The organism is Thioalkalivibrio sulfidiphilus HL-EbGr7, from assembly GCF_000021985.1.
In the GTDB taxonomy this organism is placed as follows: Bacteria; Pseudomonadota; Gammaproteobacteria; order Ectothiorhodospirales; family Ectothiorhodospiraceae; genus Thioalkalivibrio_A; species Thioalkalivibrio_A sulfidiphilus.
This window is the reverse complement of record NC_011901.1, coordinates 3,180,076-3,194,558: the sequence shown is the minus strand read 5'-3', so window position 1 is coordinate 3,194,558 and position 14,483 is coordinate 3,180,076. Positions and strand designations below refer to the sequence as shown.

Sequence of the window (14,483 nt, the reverse complement as noted above, 5' to 3'; positions counted from 1 at the left end):
GGCCGACACGGCCGGGCAAAAAAAGAGGGCCGACCGGCCCTCTTTTTTCGTGTGTTGCTTCATGTCTTCAGGCAATCACTTCCCGGTCCACCAGTTCCCGGTAGGCATGCCAGCTGGCATGACCCAGCAGCGGCAGGATGAAGATCATGCCCACCAGGAAGGTGGCAAAGCCGATGCCGATCAGCACCACCAGCATCAGGGCCCAGAGGATCATGGGCGCGGGGTTGTGCTGAACCGCCCGGATGCTGGTCATGACGCAGGTGATCACGTCCTGGCGGCGCTCCTTCATCATGGGCAGGGTGACCACGCCGGTGATGAACACCAGCAGGGCCGCCGCCGCACCGCTCAGGGTGAAGACGAGCAGGAAACCGAAGCCCTGTTCCGTGGTGATCAGCGCCATCCAGCCTTCCTGGAGTTTGTCGGGCACCCCCTCGAAGAACAGCGCGATCATCAGGCTGGTGAAGCGGATCCAGGCGATCATGATGATGCCCAGGAACACCGTGTACAGGGAGATGCCCAGCGGGTTGCGCCGCCAGGAGGTGAGGGTGTCCATGAGCGTGAGCGGTTCGCCGCGTTCCTGGCGACGGCTGATCTCGTACAGGCCCAGGGCGGTGAGCGGCCCCACCAGCAGGAAGCCCGCCATGAAGGTCATCACCAGCCAGGGATCGTTCCAGGCCCCGGTCAGCAGCATCACCCCCACCAGGCTGAAGAACAGGCCATAGCCGAGACTCAGGCCGGGGGTGCGCTTGATGTCCTTGAGGCCCGCCGCCAGCCAGTGGTAGGGGCGGTCGGGGGCGACCCGGTGTAGCGTGGGGATGTGAATGCTGGGTGAGGTGTTGATGACCTTGTCCATGTACTCCCTCCTGTAGAAAAGTGGCTGGGCAGGACCAAGCCAGGTTCGGCACTCTCGGCGGGCCTGTTACAAGATGTATAGTTCGGATTGTCATCTTCTTCCACGTCCGGCCTGCCGAAATGCGGGCCATTTGCAATGGACATACAGGGTCGCTTCATGGGCGGGTCAGTCAGGTCGTTCAATCTGGAGCCGGGTCAGCGCCTGCTGGACAAGTACCTGGTGATGGATCGTCTCGGTGCCGGCTGGGAGGGTGAGGTCTACCGGGTGCGGGAGCTGGCCACGGGTATTGAGCGCACCGCCAAGTTCTTCTTCCCCCAGCGCAATCCCCGCGACCGGGCGGCCATCTTCTATGCCCGCAAGCTGCACAAGCTGCGCCAGTGTCCCATCGTGATCCAGTACTACACCCGTGAGCGCATGGTGCTCGACGGCGTGACGGTGAGCTTCCTGGTGTCCGAGTTCGTTGAGGGGGAGCTGCTGTCCGCCTTCATCCGGCGCCACAAGGGCGGGAGGCTCTCCCCCTTCCCGGCCCTGCACCTGCTGCATGCCCTGGCCCGCGGCATTGAGTGCATCCACCAGATGGGCGATTACCATGGCGACCTGCACTCGGACAACGTGATCGTCAGCCGCTACGGCCTGGGTTTCGAGCTGCGCCTGCTGGACCTGTTCCACTGGGGCCGTCCCCGGGCGGAGAATATCCACGACGACGTGGTCAACCTGATCCACATCTTCCACGAGGCCCTGGGCGGGAAGGCCCACTACGCCCGACTGCCGCCGGAGATCAAGGCCATCTGCTGCGGGCTCAAGCGCAGCCTGATCCTGAAGAAATTCCGCACCGCCGGGCAGTTGCGGGAGTATCTGGAAACCATGGAGTGGGGCCGCTAGCCCGGGGAATATCCGCAGGCTGCCTTTCATCATGATGTTCGAAGTATCCCGGCGGGGGGCGCGGTCTGACAGGCCTTGCCAATTCCCTACGTGATGAATGGTCATGCTGGTGTGACAGGCGTATGCCCTGCCATGCAAGACGGCCCTGACCACCTGTGTATACTGAGGGACCATTATGAGCAACCGCCTGTTGCCGCAGCGAACCAGCCCATGACCCCGGCCCAGCCCCTAGTCCAGCCTCCAGATCCCGCCGTGCGGATGCGCCAGCTGCAGTCCCTGGCGCCGCTGCCGGTGGTGGCCCAGCGTCTGCTGGCGGACCTGGACCGCAAGGACCTGAGTCTCGGCCAGCTCTCCGAGGTCATCGAGATGGACCCGGCCCTGACGGCGCGGATCGTGGGTCTGGCCAATTCCGCCTATTTCGCCAACCGCCAGCCGGTCTACAGCGTCGGCGATGCCGTGGGCCGGGTGCTGGGCCTGGACATGGTGCGCAACCTGGCCCTGGGCATCGTGCTGAGCGGCCCTTTCGACACCAAGGCCTGCCGGGCCTTCGACGCGGAACGGTTCTGGTTCACGGCCATGGCCACCGCCACCCTCTCTGTTCCGCTCTCGGGTTTGGTCAGGGACAGGGAGCCCGTGGCCGGCGAGTGGGCCTATCTGGCTGGACTGCTCCACGAACTGGGGTTGCTGGCCCTGTGCGCCCTGTTCCCCGCCGAGATGTCCAGGGTGCTGTCCCAGAGGGAAGCCGATAAACCGCTGGCCGTGCGTACCCGCCAGGCCCTGGGTATCGATGCCATGGAGGCGGGTGCGCTGTTGGCACGCCGCTGGAAGCTGCCCGAGGGGGTCGCCGTGGTCATGGCCCATTACGACGCCCCCGGCTACCAGGGCCCCCACAGCCAGCTCTCGGCGCTGGTGGGTCTGGCCGCCTGTCTCGCCGCGAGTCTCCATCAGAGTCAGGACGATCCCGAACTGCGACGGCCCTGGCTGTTGGCCCTGGGGCTCTGCGAGGACGACATCACCCCCCTGTTGCACCGCAGCCAGCCCAGGGTCGAGTCCTTGCAGGCGCTCGCGCGCCAGCTGGCGCATCCCTGAAAGCCCCGCATTACCAAGACCATGAACGGGCCCCGCGTCGCAACCCAGGACGACTGCCATGGATAACGCCACCCTGGTGGAGGCCTACCGGGACACCCAGCAGCGCCTGCTGGGTCTCATGGAATGTCTCTCCGCGCTGCAGGATCTCTCCAGCCTCGATCTCAATACCCCTGACCTGGGTGAACTGCTCAAGGCCGCCCTGAGGGCCTTGCTGGAGAACCAGGGCATGGAACGTTGTTCCGTGTTTCTGAATGAGGGGGGCGTGCTGGTCAACGCCGCCGGCATGGATTGGTCCGACCTCATGGGTGCGGACGTCGGTTCCCGGGAGTCTTCGATTGCCTGCCTGCGGGTGGGCGAGGGCATCATGGGACTGGCTGTTGCCAGCGGTGAGATCCAGTGCTGCAGCGACTGCGGTGGTGATGACCGTTTCGCCGAGTTGGGCAACGAGGTCCCCGTGGGCAGCCTGGTGTGCCTGCCCATCCGCCAGGGCGACGAGGTGCTGGGCGTGCTCAACGTCTCCCACCCGGAACCCCATTTCTTCAACCAGGACCGGGAACGCCTGTTGCGCCTGTTCAGCGTCTACCTGGGTCAGTCCGTGACCTACTGGCGCCACACCCACCAGATGGAGGCGGTCATCCGGGAGCGCACCGCGGAACTGCGCCAGGCACTCGATCAGGCCCAGGAACTGCGTGAGCGCTACGAGGCCCTGGCGGTGGTGGATGACCTCACCGGCCTGAACAACCGGCGCTTCTTCTTCCCCGAGGCCCAGGCGGCCCTGTCCCGTACCCGCCGCCATGGCCAGCCCTTCGCGGTGCTGGCCCTGGACCTGGATCACTTCAAGCGGGTCAACGACGACCACGGCCACGCCTGGGGAGACCGGGTGCTGCAGGACGTGGGCGCCGCGCTGAAATCCATGCTGCGCGAGGGCGACATCCTGGCGCGCTTCGGCGGCGAGGAATTCATGTTCGCCCTGCCCGGCACCGACTTGGAAGGCGCCATGAGCCTGGCGCAACGCATCCGCGCGCGCCTGGCGAAGCTGTCCTGGAACGTGGGCGACCGCTGCCTGCTGGTCACCGCCAGCATGGGTGTTTCAGGGCTGGGTGAAGATGAGGCGGCGGAAGGCAGCAGCCACGAGATCCTGGACCGCCTGGTGGCCCAGGCCGACGAGGCCCTTTACGGCAGCAAGCACGCCGGACGGGACCGGGTGACGGTGGGCACGCAGTAATTCAATCCTGCCAGGATGCCTTATCAGGCTGTCCGTCGCAGTGAGCCGGCAGTATCTGCGTCTTGGACGGTGTAGCTGTCACGGCGATCCAGCCGCGCACCTCCTGTAAGCAGCACGCAGGCCAGTTCCGACTGGCGCCGGGTGCCTGTCTTGCGGAAACACTGTTTCAGCTGGGTGCGGATGGTGTTGGCGCTGGTACCGGCATGGGTGGCGATCTCCGGCACGTCCTGTCCCTGGGCCACCAGCGCCGCGGTGCGGGCCTCGGCGGCAGTCAGCCCATACATCTCCATAAGCAGTTCCCGGTCCATCTCCGGCGCGCGCAGGGCGTCGTGGATGAACACGGCCATGTGGCTGGGCACCGGCACCAGCTGCAGCGCGGGCATGTCCGGATGCAGGGGGCTCAGGATCAGCTGAAGGTCCGGCATCCCGGCCCTCGGGATACGCAGGCTGGAGGGCCGGGCGCTGCCCTGTGCCTGGTGCGCCATCTGGCGCAGGATACGCCGTCTCAGACTGCGGTCCGCCGGCTGCCCTGCGATATGCAGGCGGTTCTCTGCCAGACGCAGCTGATCGCAGTGTTCGATCAGGTGCCTGGCCGCCTCGCTCACGAAATTCACCTCCCCGTTCTCGCCGAGCAGCAGGAAGGGCAGACCCTGACGGTCCGCCACGTCACGCACGGCAGCCACTTCCTGGCGCATCGCCTGCAACTGGCGGGACAGGTGCAGACCGCGCTGGATGTGAGGAATCAGGCGATTGATAGACTCGGTCTCGTCGGCGGTGAAGTACCCCTGGTCGCGGGTACGCTGGACCAGCAGCTGCACCGTGAGCCCCGTTTCCTGGAACACCGTGCCGCAGATGCCGTGGTGGATGTCCAGGCCCCGGGCCCAGTCGTTGAAGAACTCGGTCCGGTAGAACTCAGGCTGCCGGCAGGAGAAATCGAGGAAGGTGGAGTAGATCCGGCCGGGGCGCTTCTGGACCAGTTCCGGGCGCCAGGGACAGGTGTTGACGAAGTGACCCACGTAGGCCTGGTGGGCATCGTCGTCGATGTTCACCTTGTGGCTGGTGTTGACCTGATCGGCCCGGTCGTTGAGGAACAGCAGGCGGGCGGAACGCCCGTGGCTGGCCTCCACCAGTTCATCCAGGAAACGCTGCCAGACCTCGGGGTGGTCCACGGTCTCGTAGAGGGTGTCCAGCAGACGGGGTGTCCGGCGATCGAGATGGATAAGCGTCTGTCGCTCGTTCATGGGTCTTGACGGTCCCTGTGGCGCCTTGCCGGGCGCTTTATTGTTTTTGTGTATTAGATCACGTTTCGCTGCCGATTATGGTAATCATAGGCCAGTGGTAATAGATATAACATGAATGTGGATAAATGGGGGCAAGTCCGGGATGAACGGCCAGCAAGGGCCACCCATGCCTGGGTTGAGAGCCTGTGTGATCAGGGGGAAGGCAAATGACATACCAAAAAACAAACTTTCCCGGCATTGCCGGCCATCAGTTGGTGATGGATCAGGGCGGCGAGGGCAGTCAGCCCATCCTGTTCATCCACGGGTGGACCTGCCGGCGGGATTACTGGGTGCCGCAAATGGCGGATCTGGCCCGGGACTACCGGGTGGCGGCCCTGGACCTGAGCGGTCACGGAGAATCGGAAAGCGAGGGACGCACCGACTGGAGCGTGACAGGCCTGGCCGATGATGTCACCGCGGCCCTGGAGGCCCTGGGCGCGGAGGATGCCGTGCTGGTAGGCCATTCCATGGGCGGTACGGTGGCCCTGGAGGCGGCCGCCCGCACCGATGTAGTGCGTGCTGTGGTGCTGGTGGACACCTTCGTGCTTCCCTATGGGGATCTCTCCGAGGCTGATGCCCAGGGCATCGAGACCCCGTTCCATGAGGATTTCGCCGCCGCCATGGCGGGCCTGGTGGACAACGCCACGGGCTCCGCCATGGACGAGTCCACCCGCGTACGCCTTAAGCGCGAGATGGCCGCCGCCGACACCGCCTGGGCCTTGCCCCTGTGGCGCGACCTGCTGCGCTGGAGCCCCGAGCCGGCGTTCGGTGCGCTTGAGGCCCCCGTCCATGCCATCAATGGCGACCTGATCCCCGAACCTGCCAGGCAGCGTTGTGCCGGTCGGGTCACCGAGTGGCACATGCCCGGCACCGGGCATTTCCCCCAGATGGAGATGCCGGAGGCTTTCAACCGCAAACTCAGAGAAGTTCTGGCAGCCTTGTAGGAGGCCCGACCCCGGGCCGAACAGCGATGCTGGGTCAGCCCAGGATGATGGGTGTCCCAAACCGAGCCCGATGGGTGTCCCAAACCGAGCCCGCCCAGGATGATGGGTGTCCCAAACCGAGCCCACTGAAGTGAGGGGGGATGATGGGTGTCCCAAACCGAGCCCAACTGAGGATGATGGATGTGCTGAAGTGAGTAGGTGTGCTGAAAGTGTGCTCTCTAATCAGTGCGCATTGAAATGAAGAAGGCGCCTGCTAGGCGCCTTCTTCATGATGCAAAGTTGATTCGTGAACTGATCATTAATGCCGACGGATGACGATGTACGGATAATCTTTATCCGAGACCGAACTCATCAGGGCTGGTTGGACAGCTTGATGGCAATCACGACACCCGCTTGGCCGCCTTGAAAACCACCTTCGTTCTCACGCGCAAGATTCGGTGCCAGCATGATCTCTCCAGTCACAGAGGTTCTAAAGTCGAGTATTTCGTCCTCGCCGATGCTCAGGGTCACAGTGCGATTACCATCGCCTCCCTGCGCCCAGGTTCCGCTAAGATTCACGGCTAAAGGACTCATTTGGATGAGAAGCTCCTGAGAGCCAAACCTTGTGACATTCTGAGTATCTGGATCAACGTCGAACTGGACGTCACCAATACCTGCCAAGCGGTGCTCAAACTCGTTGCCCTCAAGAGACCACGTGCCCCCGGAATTCATCACAAGTCGGCCGGTCAATACGTAGCCATTCAGCTCTGCGTAGCCGGCTTCAACCATATTCTGTCCGAAAAGTTCGGTCTGCGTGGATACGATCCGATAGACACCCGGAACTCCAGTGCTTCCGGTATCACCCGCGCCACTCTCGAGGGCGGTAACGCGATCAGCCAGATCATTGATTGCCGTGGCCAGTGCCGAGAAGTTGGCATTGACCTCGGCGGCCACGGCGGGCTGACCGTCGGCGAAGGTGTTGGGTACGGCGACCTGAGCCTGGGCGGTCCCGGTGAGGGCGATGGCCATGGCGCCGGCGAGCATGATGTTCTTCAGTTTCATGATGTCTTCTCCTTACATGGAATCAAGATAAGTCGGATAAGCGCTGGCCTTACTGCCAGTTGGCCTCACCCCAGTTGAAATTGCCCCAGGTGGCACCGTCGAGTGGCGCCTCTTCGAACTCCGCGGTGACCGTGCAGGCTTCGCTGCCCAGGGTCACGGTGTAGAGATTGCCGTCCAGTTCGCCGCTGCAGCCTTCGCCGACCACCTCGACACTGCCTTCGACAAGGGCGTAGCCGGGTTCGGGCTGGATAAGCAGTACCAGGGTGCCGTCGACCACCTGACTGCCCTGTGAGCTGAATGAGCCATTGATGACGTCCATCGATACGGTGATCAGGTCGCAACTGACTACGACGTCGTCGACAGCCGCGGCGTTGATATTGCCGATGCCGTTGATCACGCCGCAGATCTGACCGCTCTCGGGCAGCGTGAGGATGGTGACGTTGTAGGGGGCCTGGTCTTGTACGGGGGTGTCGAAGACGAATCCGCCGTTGCTTGTCACTGGCAGGCTGTCCGTGCCGTTGTTCTGCAGGATCAGACTTTCTTCGGCATCAAGTCCGCTCACGGTGCCGCCCACCGTAAAGGTGTCGGTCTCGCAGCTGACAACGATGTTGGTCACATCCTCTGATACCTCGCCAGAGCCATTCGTCACGGAGCAGGTTTGCATGGGGCTGGTGGGCTGGGTCAGGACGGTCACCGAGTAACTGGTTTCTGCATCGAAGAAGCCGCTGAAGGTGAAGCTGCCGGAACTTTCGATGGGCAGCTCGAGAGCGCCTTCTTGCAGCACCAGGCCGCTGCCAAGGAGACCGCTGACGGTTCCACCCAGGGTGTAACGGGGGGAGATGACCAGATTGCCCTCGCCGTCCTCACTCACGGCCACGTCATCGAAGGCAGAGGAATCGTCGGCTTCGTCAATGGCAGTGTTGATGGCGATGAGCAGATCGGTTGTCGTGGTGGTTGGCAGAGTGTCTTCGCTGTCTCCCACCGGCACCGGCTCGCCGGCTTTCTGTCCGTCCAGGGTGCCGTCGCTCATGTCATCAATCAGGGCCTGCACCACCTCGAACGGGTCTGCAGTGGGTGCCAGGTTGTTGGCGAGTACGGAGAGGCCCGCCAGGATGGCGGTGTAGGCGCGCTGGTCACGATCACCGTCACCGGCGTTGTTGATGTCCAGCGGCTTGGTGGTCAGCGGATCGAAGTTGATGGCCAGGGCCTGGTTCAGTGTGTTTTTCGCCGCATCCAGCGCATTCTCGATGGTCGTGTCAGGGCTATCGGCGATCTGCTCCTGGGTCACGCGCACCAGCAGTTCGGTGAGCGGGGTGACGGCCACCGTATCGGCGTCAGCCGGCAGATAGCTGCGCAGGCTGCGGCTGCCGAGTTCCACGGTGTCTCCGGTGGCTTCGTCGGTATAGCTGCCGCCGGTGGCGATGACCACGAGGGGACGGGGCAGCTCTTCGGGGATCTCATCATCCCAGGTGCCGTCCGCGATCGTGGTAAACGGCCCGGCCACGGGCTCACCCGTATGCCCACCGTCCGCGCCCGCAAGGTAGAGCAGCACCTGGGCGCCGACCACCGGGCCCTTGCTCACAGCGCCATCGATGGCGGTGGTGGAAATGACGGGGTCGGCGGGGTTGCTGCTACCGCCGCCGCCCCCGCAGCCGGCCAATGCAAGGCTTGCAACCAGCAGCGTTGCCGGCGTCAGCCAGCTCATGCCCGTTGCCTTGGGATGTCCGGGGTAGTTGCCGGACAGTGTTCTACCTGAGGTCATGGGTCGGTCTCCTTCCATTGCCCGGGATCAGGGGCCCGGTGGCCATTGAAATGGTTTGGGAGAACCTTAGTGGGCAGGCTGGGGCGCGGCATCACCCATTTGGGTGATGCCGGGTGTTTTTGCAGAGGGCGCCCGATCAGCGGGCAATTTGGCGGGGCAGGTGGCCGAACTCGCCGATGTCGGTCAGCGGTAGAGGCGTACCTCCTGCGCCCATTCCCTGACCCCGCGATTGGCACAGAATTCCTGCGTTATGCCGTCCACATAACGCACCTTCATGTTGAACCCCGCCCCCGGCGGGTGATTGAGGGCGACCAGGCGCGACTCGCCGGACCGGATCTGTCCCTCGTAGAGGCTGGACTGTCGATGCCCGTGGCTGAAATCGAACCAGATGGCCTCGATCAGTACCGGACTGTCATTGTGCACGGTGACCATCAGCGTCTCGGATTCACCATGGTTCGCGAAGATCAGCCAGCCAAGCAGCAGGCCGACCAGGAACATGAGGGTCGCCCGTGAACGCAGGATGTCGACCAGTCGGTCGTTCCAGGCGGGCCTTGAGGTGTGATCGGTCATGGTGGGTGTGACGCACAAATAACCATTAGAGAATGCTAATATTAATTTGTCCCCTTGGCCAATCGAGATGCGGACTTGAAGACTCAGCCTCATGTGACACTCACCCGGGCTGTCAGCGCATTGCCGTCTCAGCTCGGCAGAGTCAGCGCCTCGATCCCGTCCAGTGCCGTCTCCCGCACCTCCGCGTCCGGATCTTCACTGCAGGCCTGCAGCGCAGCGAGGGCGTCCTCACCACCGATCAATGTCAGGGCATAACAGGTGTCTGAGCGCACGCGCGGTTCGGGGTGGGTGACGTGGGGGAGAAAATGCGTCGCCTGGCCCTGTAGAAGACCCTCTTCTTTCAGTTCCTCCAGGGTGGCCATTACGCCGATGCGCACGCTGAGTTCGCTGTCGGCATCACCCAACAGTGCGGCCAGGCGGGCGATCAGCGCCGGTTCGCGCCGCGTGCGGGCCAGCACCTGCGCCCGCTGGCCGTTTCCCAGCAGGTCCGCCAGGTGCAGGTCGAGCCCCTCGGGGCGCGCGGCGAGCCCTGCCCAGTGGCGCAGTTCTGCCAAGCTGTGCAGGCCCGAGAGTTCGATGGCGCCGATGCGTGTCCAGGGCACGGAGCGCGCGCCCAGGGTCTCTGCCTGTTGCGGCGCCTGACTCAGATCGATCTCCTCGATCCCGCCAAGCAGGCCTTCCGACTGCATTGTTTGTAGTGCCTGACGGACGCTTGCGCAATGGGGGCAGCCGGGGCCGGTCAGCAAGAGGGCTTGCGGGGCTGTGGACCGTGACTCTGGATCGGGATGCATGGGGGGTCTGACCAGGCTGGGTGGGAGTCCCATGATGCCACGGTGTCACCGCATCGTGGCAGAGTGACGAATGGGGGTATGAATGGTGGGCCCGCTCGGACTCGAACCGAGGACCAAGGGATTATGAGTCCCCTGCTCTAACCAACTGAGCTACAGGCCCGGAAAGGCAGTGGCAAGTCTCAAGTGGCAAGTCTCAAGGAAGATCTCCTTGCTACTAGCCACTTGCCACTTGAAACTGGGTTTACTCCAGATCCAGGAAGCTTCTGAGCATCTCGGAGCGGCTCGGGTGGCGCAGTTTGCGCAGGGCCTTGGCTTCGATCTGGCGGATGCGTTCGCGGGTGACGTCGAACTGCTTGCCCACTTCTTCCAGGGTGTGGTCGGTGTTCATGTCGATGCCGAAGCGCATGCGCAGCACCTTGGCCTCCCGGGGGGTGAGGCTGGCGAGCACGTCGCGGGTGGCCTCGGACAGGCCCTCGCGGGTGGCGGCCTCGATGGGGGACATGACGTTCACGTCCTCGATGAAGTCGCCCAGATGGGAGTCCTCGTCATCGCCAATGGGGGTCTCCATGGAGATGGGCTCCTTGGCGATCTTGAGCACCTTGCGCACCTTGTCCTCGGGCATTTCCATGCGTTCCGAGAGTTCCTCGGGGGTGGCCTCGCGACCCATCTCCTGGAGCATCTGCCGGCTGATGCGGTTGAGCTTGTTGATGGTCTCGATCATGTGCACCGGGATGCGGATGGTGCGGGCCTGGTCCGCGATGGAGCGGGTGATGGCCTGCCGGATCCACCAGGTGGCGTAGGTGGAGAACTTGTAGCCGCGACGGTATTCGAACTTGTCCACCGCCTTCATCAGGCCGATGTTGCCCTCCTGGATCAGGTCCAGGAACTGCAGGCCGCGGTTGGTGTACTTCTTGGCGATGGAGATCACCAGGCGCAGATTGGCCTCCACCATCTCCTTCTTGGCGCGGCGTGCCTTGGCCTCGCCGATGGACATGCGGCGGTTGATGTCCTTGATCTCACTGATGGTGAGGTTGGACTCGTCCTCGATAGCCACCAGCTTCTTCTGGATGCGCAGGATCTCGTCCTTGTGCTCGGCCAGCAGCTTGGCGTGCTTGGACTTGCCCTTGGTCTGGGTGTCCAGCCACTTGAGGTTGGTCTCGTTCTCGGGGAACGCGGTGATGAATTCCTTGCGCGGCATGTTGCAGCGGTTGACGCAGATGTCCATCACGGTGCGCTCCTGCATGCGGATGCGCTCCACCATCTCGTGCAGGTCGGCGGTCAACTGGTCCACAAAGCGGGGCAGCAGCTTGAACTCCATGAAGTAGCTGGCCATCTCCTCGCGCACCTTGCGGTACTTGGCGGTGTGCTTCTTGGCGGCGAAGCCCATGGCCTCTTCGTACATGGCGCGCAGTTTGGTAAAGCGCTCCCGGGCCTCTTCCGGATCGGGGCCGGTGTCCTCGGGCTCGCTGGCGGTGTCGTCGTCGTCTTCGTCGTCGCTGTCGGAATCGCTGTCGTCGTCGCTGGCACTGGCGTCGGTGTCCGCGCTGTCGGCCTCATTGGCGGCAACGGCGGGCACGTCATCGGCGTTGGGGTCGATGAAGCTGACCACCAGGTCGGTGAGCTTCATCTCGCCGGCCTCGACCTTGTCGAACTCGGCCAGCAGGGTGCTGATGGACTGGGGGTAGTGGGCGAGCGCGAACAGCACCTGGCCGAGGCCGTCCTCGATGCGCTTGGCGATCTTGATTTCGCCTTCACGGGTCAGCAGCTCCACGGTACCCATCTCGCGCATGTACATGCGCACCGGGTCGGTGGTGCGGCCGAACTCGCTGTCCACGGAGGCCAGCGCGGCGGCGGCCTCCTCGGCGGCGTCCTCGTCGGTGGAGACGGTGCTGTCGGAGAGGATCAGGCTGTCGCTGTCCGGCGCCTGCTCATGCACCGCGATCCCCATGTCGTTGATCATGGCGATGATGTCTTCGATCTGCTCCGGATCGACGATGGTGTCGGGCAGGTGATCGTTGACCTCGGCGTAGGTCAGGAAGCCCTGCTCCTTGCCCTTGGCGATGAGCTCTTTGAGGCGTGACTGCTGTTCTGCGTGATCCATGGACATACTCGAGACTGAAAAATGGTCAGGGCGAAGCGAACCCCCTAGTTTAGCAGGGATAGGGGTTCGCTTCCATATTCTGGGCCCCGTTAGGGGCCGACACCGTGACGGGCCGAGAGCAGGCGCTTGAGTTCCTCCTTCTCAGCCGCACTCAGGTCTGCCGCCGAGGCCTTTTCCAGCAACTCGGAGGCGCGCTGTTCGTCGTGCAGGTGTCGGAGGCGGGTCAGGGCGTCGCTCAGCATGCGGGCGGGCGGGGCGTCCTCGGCGTCGGGCGGTTGCCACTGTGCCAATTTTAGTAGAAACCGCCCCTCGTCGCTGTCCCGCCAGCGTTCCAGGAGGCCTGCCGTGGTTAGATGGGGGCTCGCCCGCAGAGTTTCAATGACCTGGGCCAGCAATCTGGCCCCGGGCACGGGGCTCGCGGCCAGGTAGTCCCAGTCCTCGAGCCCGGCCGCCAGGCCCGGTTCGCGGACCAGCAGGGCCAGGGCCAAGCGGGCCGGGGTCATGGCCAGGCGTTGCGTCCCGGCGGCTGCGGGGCCTTCGCCCGGGCCGCGCTACGGGCTGATCGACCGCGCTCGGCGGCGGCTGGTCGTGGCCGGCGTGGGGCCTCGGTCTGGCGGGCGAACTGCTCCGGGGAGACGGCGCAGAGTCGGGCGAGATCGTTGACCAGCTGGGTCTTGAGCAGGCCCTCGGGGCATGGCCCTGAGGAGTTTCGCGCCTTCCGAGCCCCAGCCGGGGCACGGCCCTCCCGGGTGTGGGCGTCGTAGCGGGCCTTGAGTCCGTCCAGGAAGGTGTCGGAGAGGGCCTGGGCCGTCGCCTCCCGTTCCCGGAAGCCCTCGGCGCCCAGTGTGCGCACCAGGGTGTCCGGGTCCTCCCCCTCGGGCAGGAATAGGAAGGCGGCCTCGCGGCCGTCGCGCATCACCGGCAGGGCCTGTTCCAGGGCCCGCCAGGCGGCCTTGCGTCCGGCGGCGTCGCCGTCGAAACAGAACACCAGCCGGGGCACGACCCGGAACAGCCGCTCCAGGTGATCCCGGGTGGTTGACGTGCCCAGGGTCGCCACGGCGTGGGTGATGCCGTGCTGGGCCAGCGCGATCACGTCCATGTAGCCCTCCACCACCAGCAGTTGTTCCAGCCGGGTGGCGGCCTTGCGGGCCTCGAACAGGCCGTAGAGTTGCTGGCCCTTGTGGAATACGGGGGTTTCCGGGGAGTTGAGGTACTTGGGTTCGCCCTGGCCCAGGATGCGGCCACCGAAGCCGATGACCCGGCCGCGGGTGTCCCGGATGGGGAACATGATGCGGCCCCGGAAACGGTCGTAGACCTGGCCGCCTTCCTTGCGGATGGCGAGCCCCGCCTCGATCAGGGTCTTGTCGTCGAAGCGGGGGGAGAGGGTCGAGATGAGTCCGTCCCAGCGGTCCTCGGCAAAGCCCAGGCGAAAATCCCGGGCGATCTCGCCGGTCAGGCCGCGTTTCTTGAGGTAGTCCACGGCCTCGTGGCTGTGGCGCAGGGCGCGGACGTAGTGTTCCGCGGCCGCTTCCAGGGCATCGTAGAGGGGGCGGTGATCCTCGGCCCGTTCTCCCGTCCCCTGTTCCCGGGGCACTTCCATGCCCGCCAGGCGCGCCAGTTCCTCGATGGCCTCGGGAAAGGAGAGGTTGTCGTGCTCCATCAGGAAGGTGATGGCGGTGCCGTGGGCGCCGCAGCCGAAGCAGTGGTAGAACTGCTTGGTCGGGCTGACGAAGAAGGAGGGGGTCTTTTCCCCGTGGAAGGGGCAGCAGGCGGCGTACTCGCGCCCCTGCTTCTTCAGGGTGACGCGGCCATTGATGACCTCCACGATGTCCGTGCGGGCGAGGAGTTCATCGATGAAGTGCTGGGGGATCATTGAAGTCTCAAGTGGTTAGTAGCAAGTGGCAAGGAAAGGCCTTTCCTTGCCACTTGCCACTTGAGACTAGCC

Annotated in this window: 13 protein-coding genes and 1 tRNA gene; 4 read left to right on the top strand and 10 right to left on the bottom strand. The window is 64.3% G+C overall.

All coding sequences use genetic code 11. The features are described 5' to 3' along the window. Window positions 1–67: 67 nt before the first annotated feature. Window positions 68–853: a DUF2189 domain-containing protein gene (locus tag TGR7_RS15275; RefSeq protein ID WP_012639576.1), complete on the bottom strand. Its 786-nt coding sequence runs from the start codon at window positions 851–853 to the stop codon at window positions 68–70. 135 nt (window positions 854–988) lie between these two features. On the opposite strand from TGR7_RS15275, the gene TGR7_RS15270 reads away from it, so the two are divergent. From TGR7_RS15270 to TGR7_RS15260, 3 genes are all read left to right on the top strand, one after another. After that, window positions 989–1,735: a protein kinase domain-containing protein gene (locus TGR7_RS15270; protein ID WP_012639575.1), complete on the top strand. Its 747-nt coding sequence runs from the start codon at window positions 989–991 to the stop codon at window positions 1,733–1,735. A gap of 258 nt (window positions 1,736–1,993) precedes the next feature. Continuing rightward, window positions 1,994–2,824, top strand: a complete 831-nt coding sequence (locus TGR7_RS15265) for an HDOD domain-containing protein (protein ID WP_012639574.1) — start codon at window positions 1,994–1,996, stop codon at window positions 2,822–2,824. Window positions 2,825–2,882: 58 nt separating this feature from the next. Further along, window positions 2,883–4,049, top strand: coding sequence for a sensor domain-containing diguanylate cyclase (locus TGR7_RS15260; protein ID WP_012639573.1), 1,167 nt, complete (start codon window positions 2,883–2,885; stop codon window positions 4,047–4,049). A 23-nt stretch (window positions 4,050–4,072) separates the two neighbouring features. On the opposite strand, the gene TGR7_RS15255 is transcribed toward TGR7_RS15260, so the two are convergent. After that, entirely contained in the window at window positions 4,073–5,290 is a 1,218-nt protein-coding gene (locus TGR7_RS15255) for a helix-turn-helix transcriptional regulator (protein WP_012639572.1), read from the bottom strand. A 257-nt stretch (window positions 5,291–5,547) separates the two neighbouring features. Between TGR7_RS15255 and TGR7_RS15250 the strand changes: the two genes are divergently transcribed. Then, on the top strand, window positions 5,548–6,273 hold the full coding sequence (locus TGR7_RS15250; RefSeq protein WP_245523000.1) for an alpha/beta fold hydrolase: 726 nt from the start codon (window positions 5,548–5,550) through the stop codon (window positions 6,271–6,273). A gap of 351 nt (window positions 6,274–6,624) precedes the next feature. Here TGR7_RS15250 and TGR7_RS15245 read toward each other — a convergent pair whose 3' ends face one another. From TGR7_RS15245 to dnaG, 8 genes are all read right to left on the bottom strand, one after another. Then, entirely contained in the window at window positions 6,625–7,314 is a 690-nt protein-coding gene (locus tag TGR7_RS15245) for a hypothetical protein (RefSeq protein ID WP_012639570.1), read from the bottom strand. Between the two features lie 49 nt (window positions 7,315–7,363). After that, window positions 7,364–9,076, bottom strand: coding sequence for a hypothetical protein (locus TGR7_RS16870; protein ID WP_012639569.1), 1,713 nt, complete (start codon window positions 9,074–9,076; stop codon window positions 7,364–7,366). A 183-nt stretch (window positions 9,077–9,259) separates the two neighbouring features. Continuing rightward, a complete protein-coding gene (locus tag TGR7_RS15235; RefSeq protein WP_041442031.1) occupies window positions 9,260–9,646 on the bottom strand; it encodes a hypothetical protein in 387 nt (128 codons plus the stop codon). A 128-nt stretch (window positions 9,647–9,774) separates the two neighbouring features. Further along, a complete protein-coding gene (locus tag TGR7_RS15230; protein ID WP_012639567.1) occupies window positions 9,775–10,335 on the bottom strand; it encodes a HEAT repeat domain-containing protein in 561 nt (186 codons plus the stop codon). A gap of 185 nt (window positions 10,336–10,520) precedes the next feature. After that, window positions 10,521–10,597: transfer RNA gene (locus TGR7_RS15225), tRNA-Ile, on the bottom strand. Between the two features lie 81 nt (window positions 10,598–10,678). Beyond that, window positions 10,679–12,538 (bottom strand): RNA polymerase sigma factor RpoD, encoded by a 1,860-nt coding sequence (rpoD, locus tag TGR7_RS15220; RefSeq protein WP_012639566.1) that lies wholly within the window; start codon window positions 12,536–12,538, stop codon window positions 10,679–10,681. A gap of 89 nt (window positions 12,539–12,627) precedes the next feature. Further along, window positions 12,628–13,041, bottom strand: a complete 414-nt coding sequence (locus TGR7_RS17310) for a hypothetical protein (protein WP_081434301.1) — start codon at window positions 13,039–13,041, stop codon at window positions 12,628–12,630. After that, entirely contained in the window at window positions 13,038–14,411 is a 1,374-nt protein-coding gene (gene dnaG / locus TGR7_RS15210; RefSeq protein WP_081434300.1) for a DNA primase, read from the bottom strand. Before dnaG ends, TGR7_RS17310 begins: the two co-directional genes overlap by 4 nt. Window positions 14,412–14,483 lie beyond the last annotated feature (72 nt).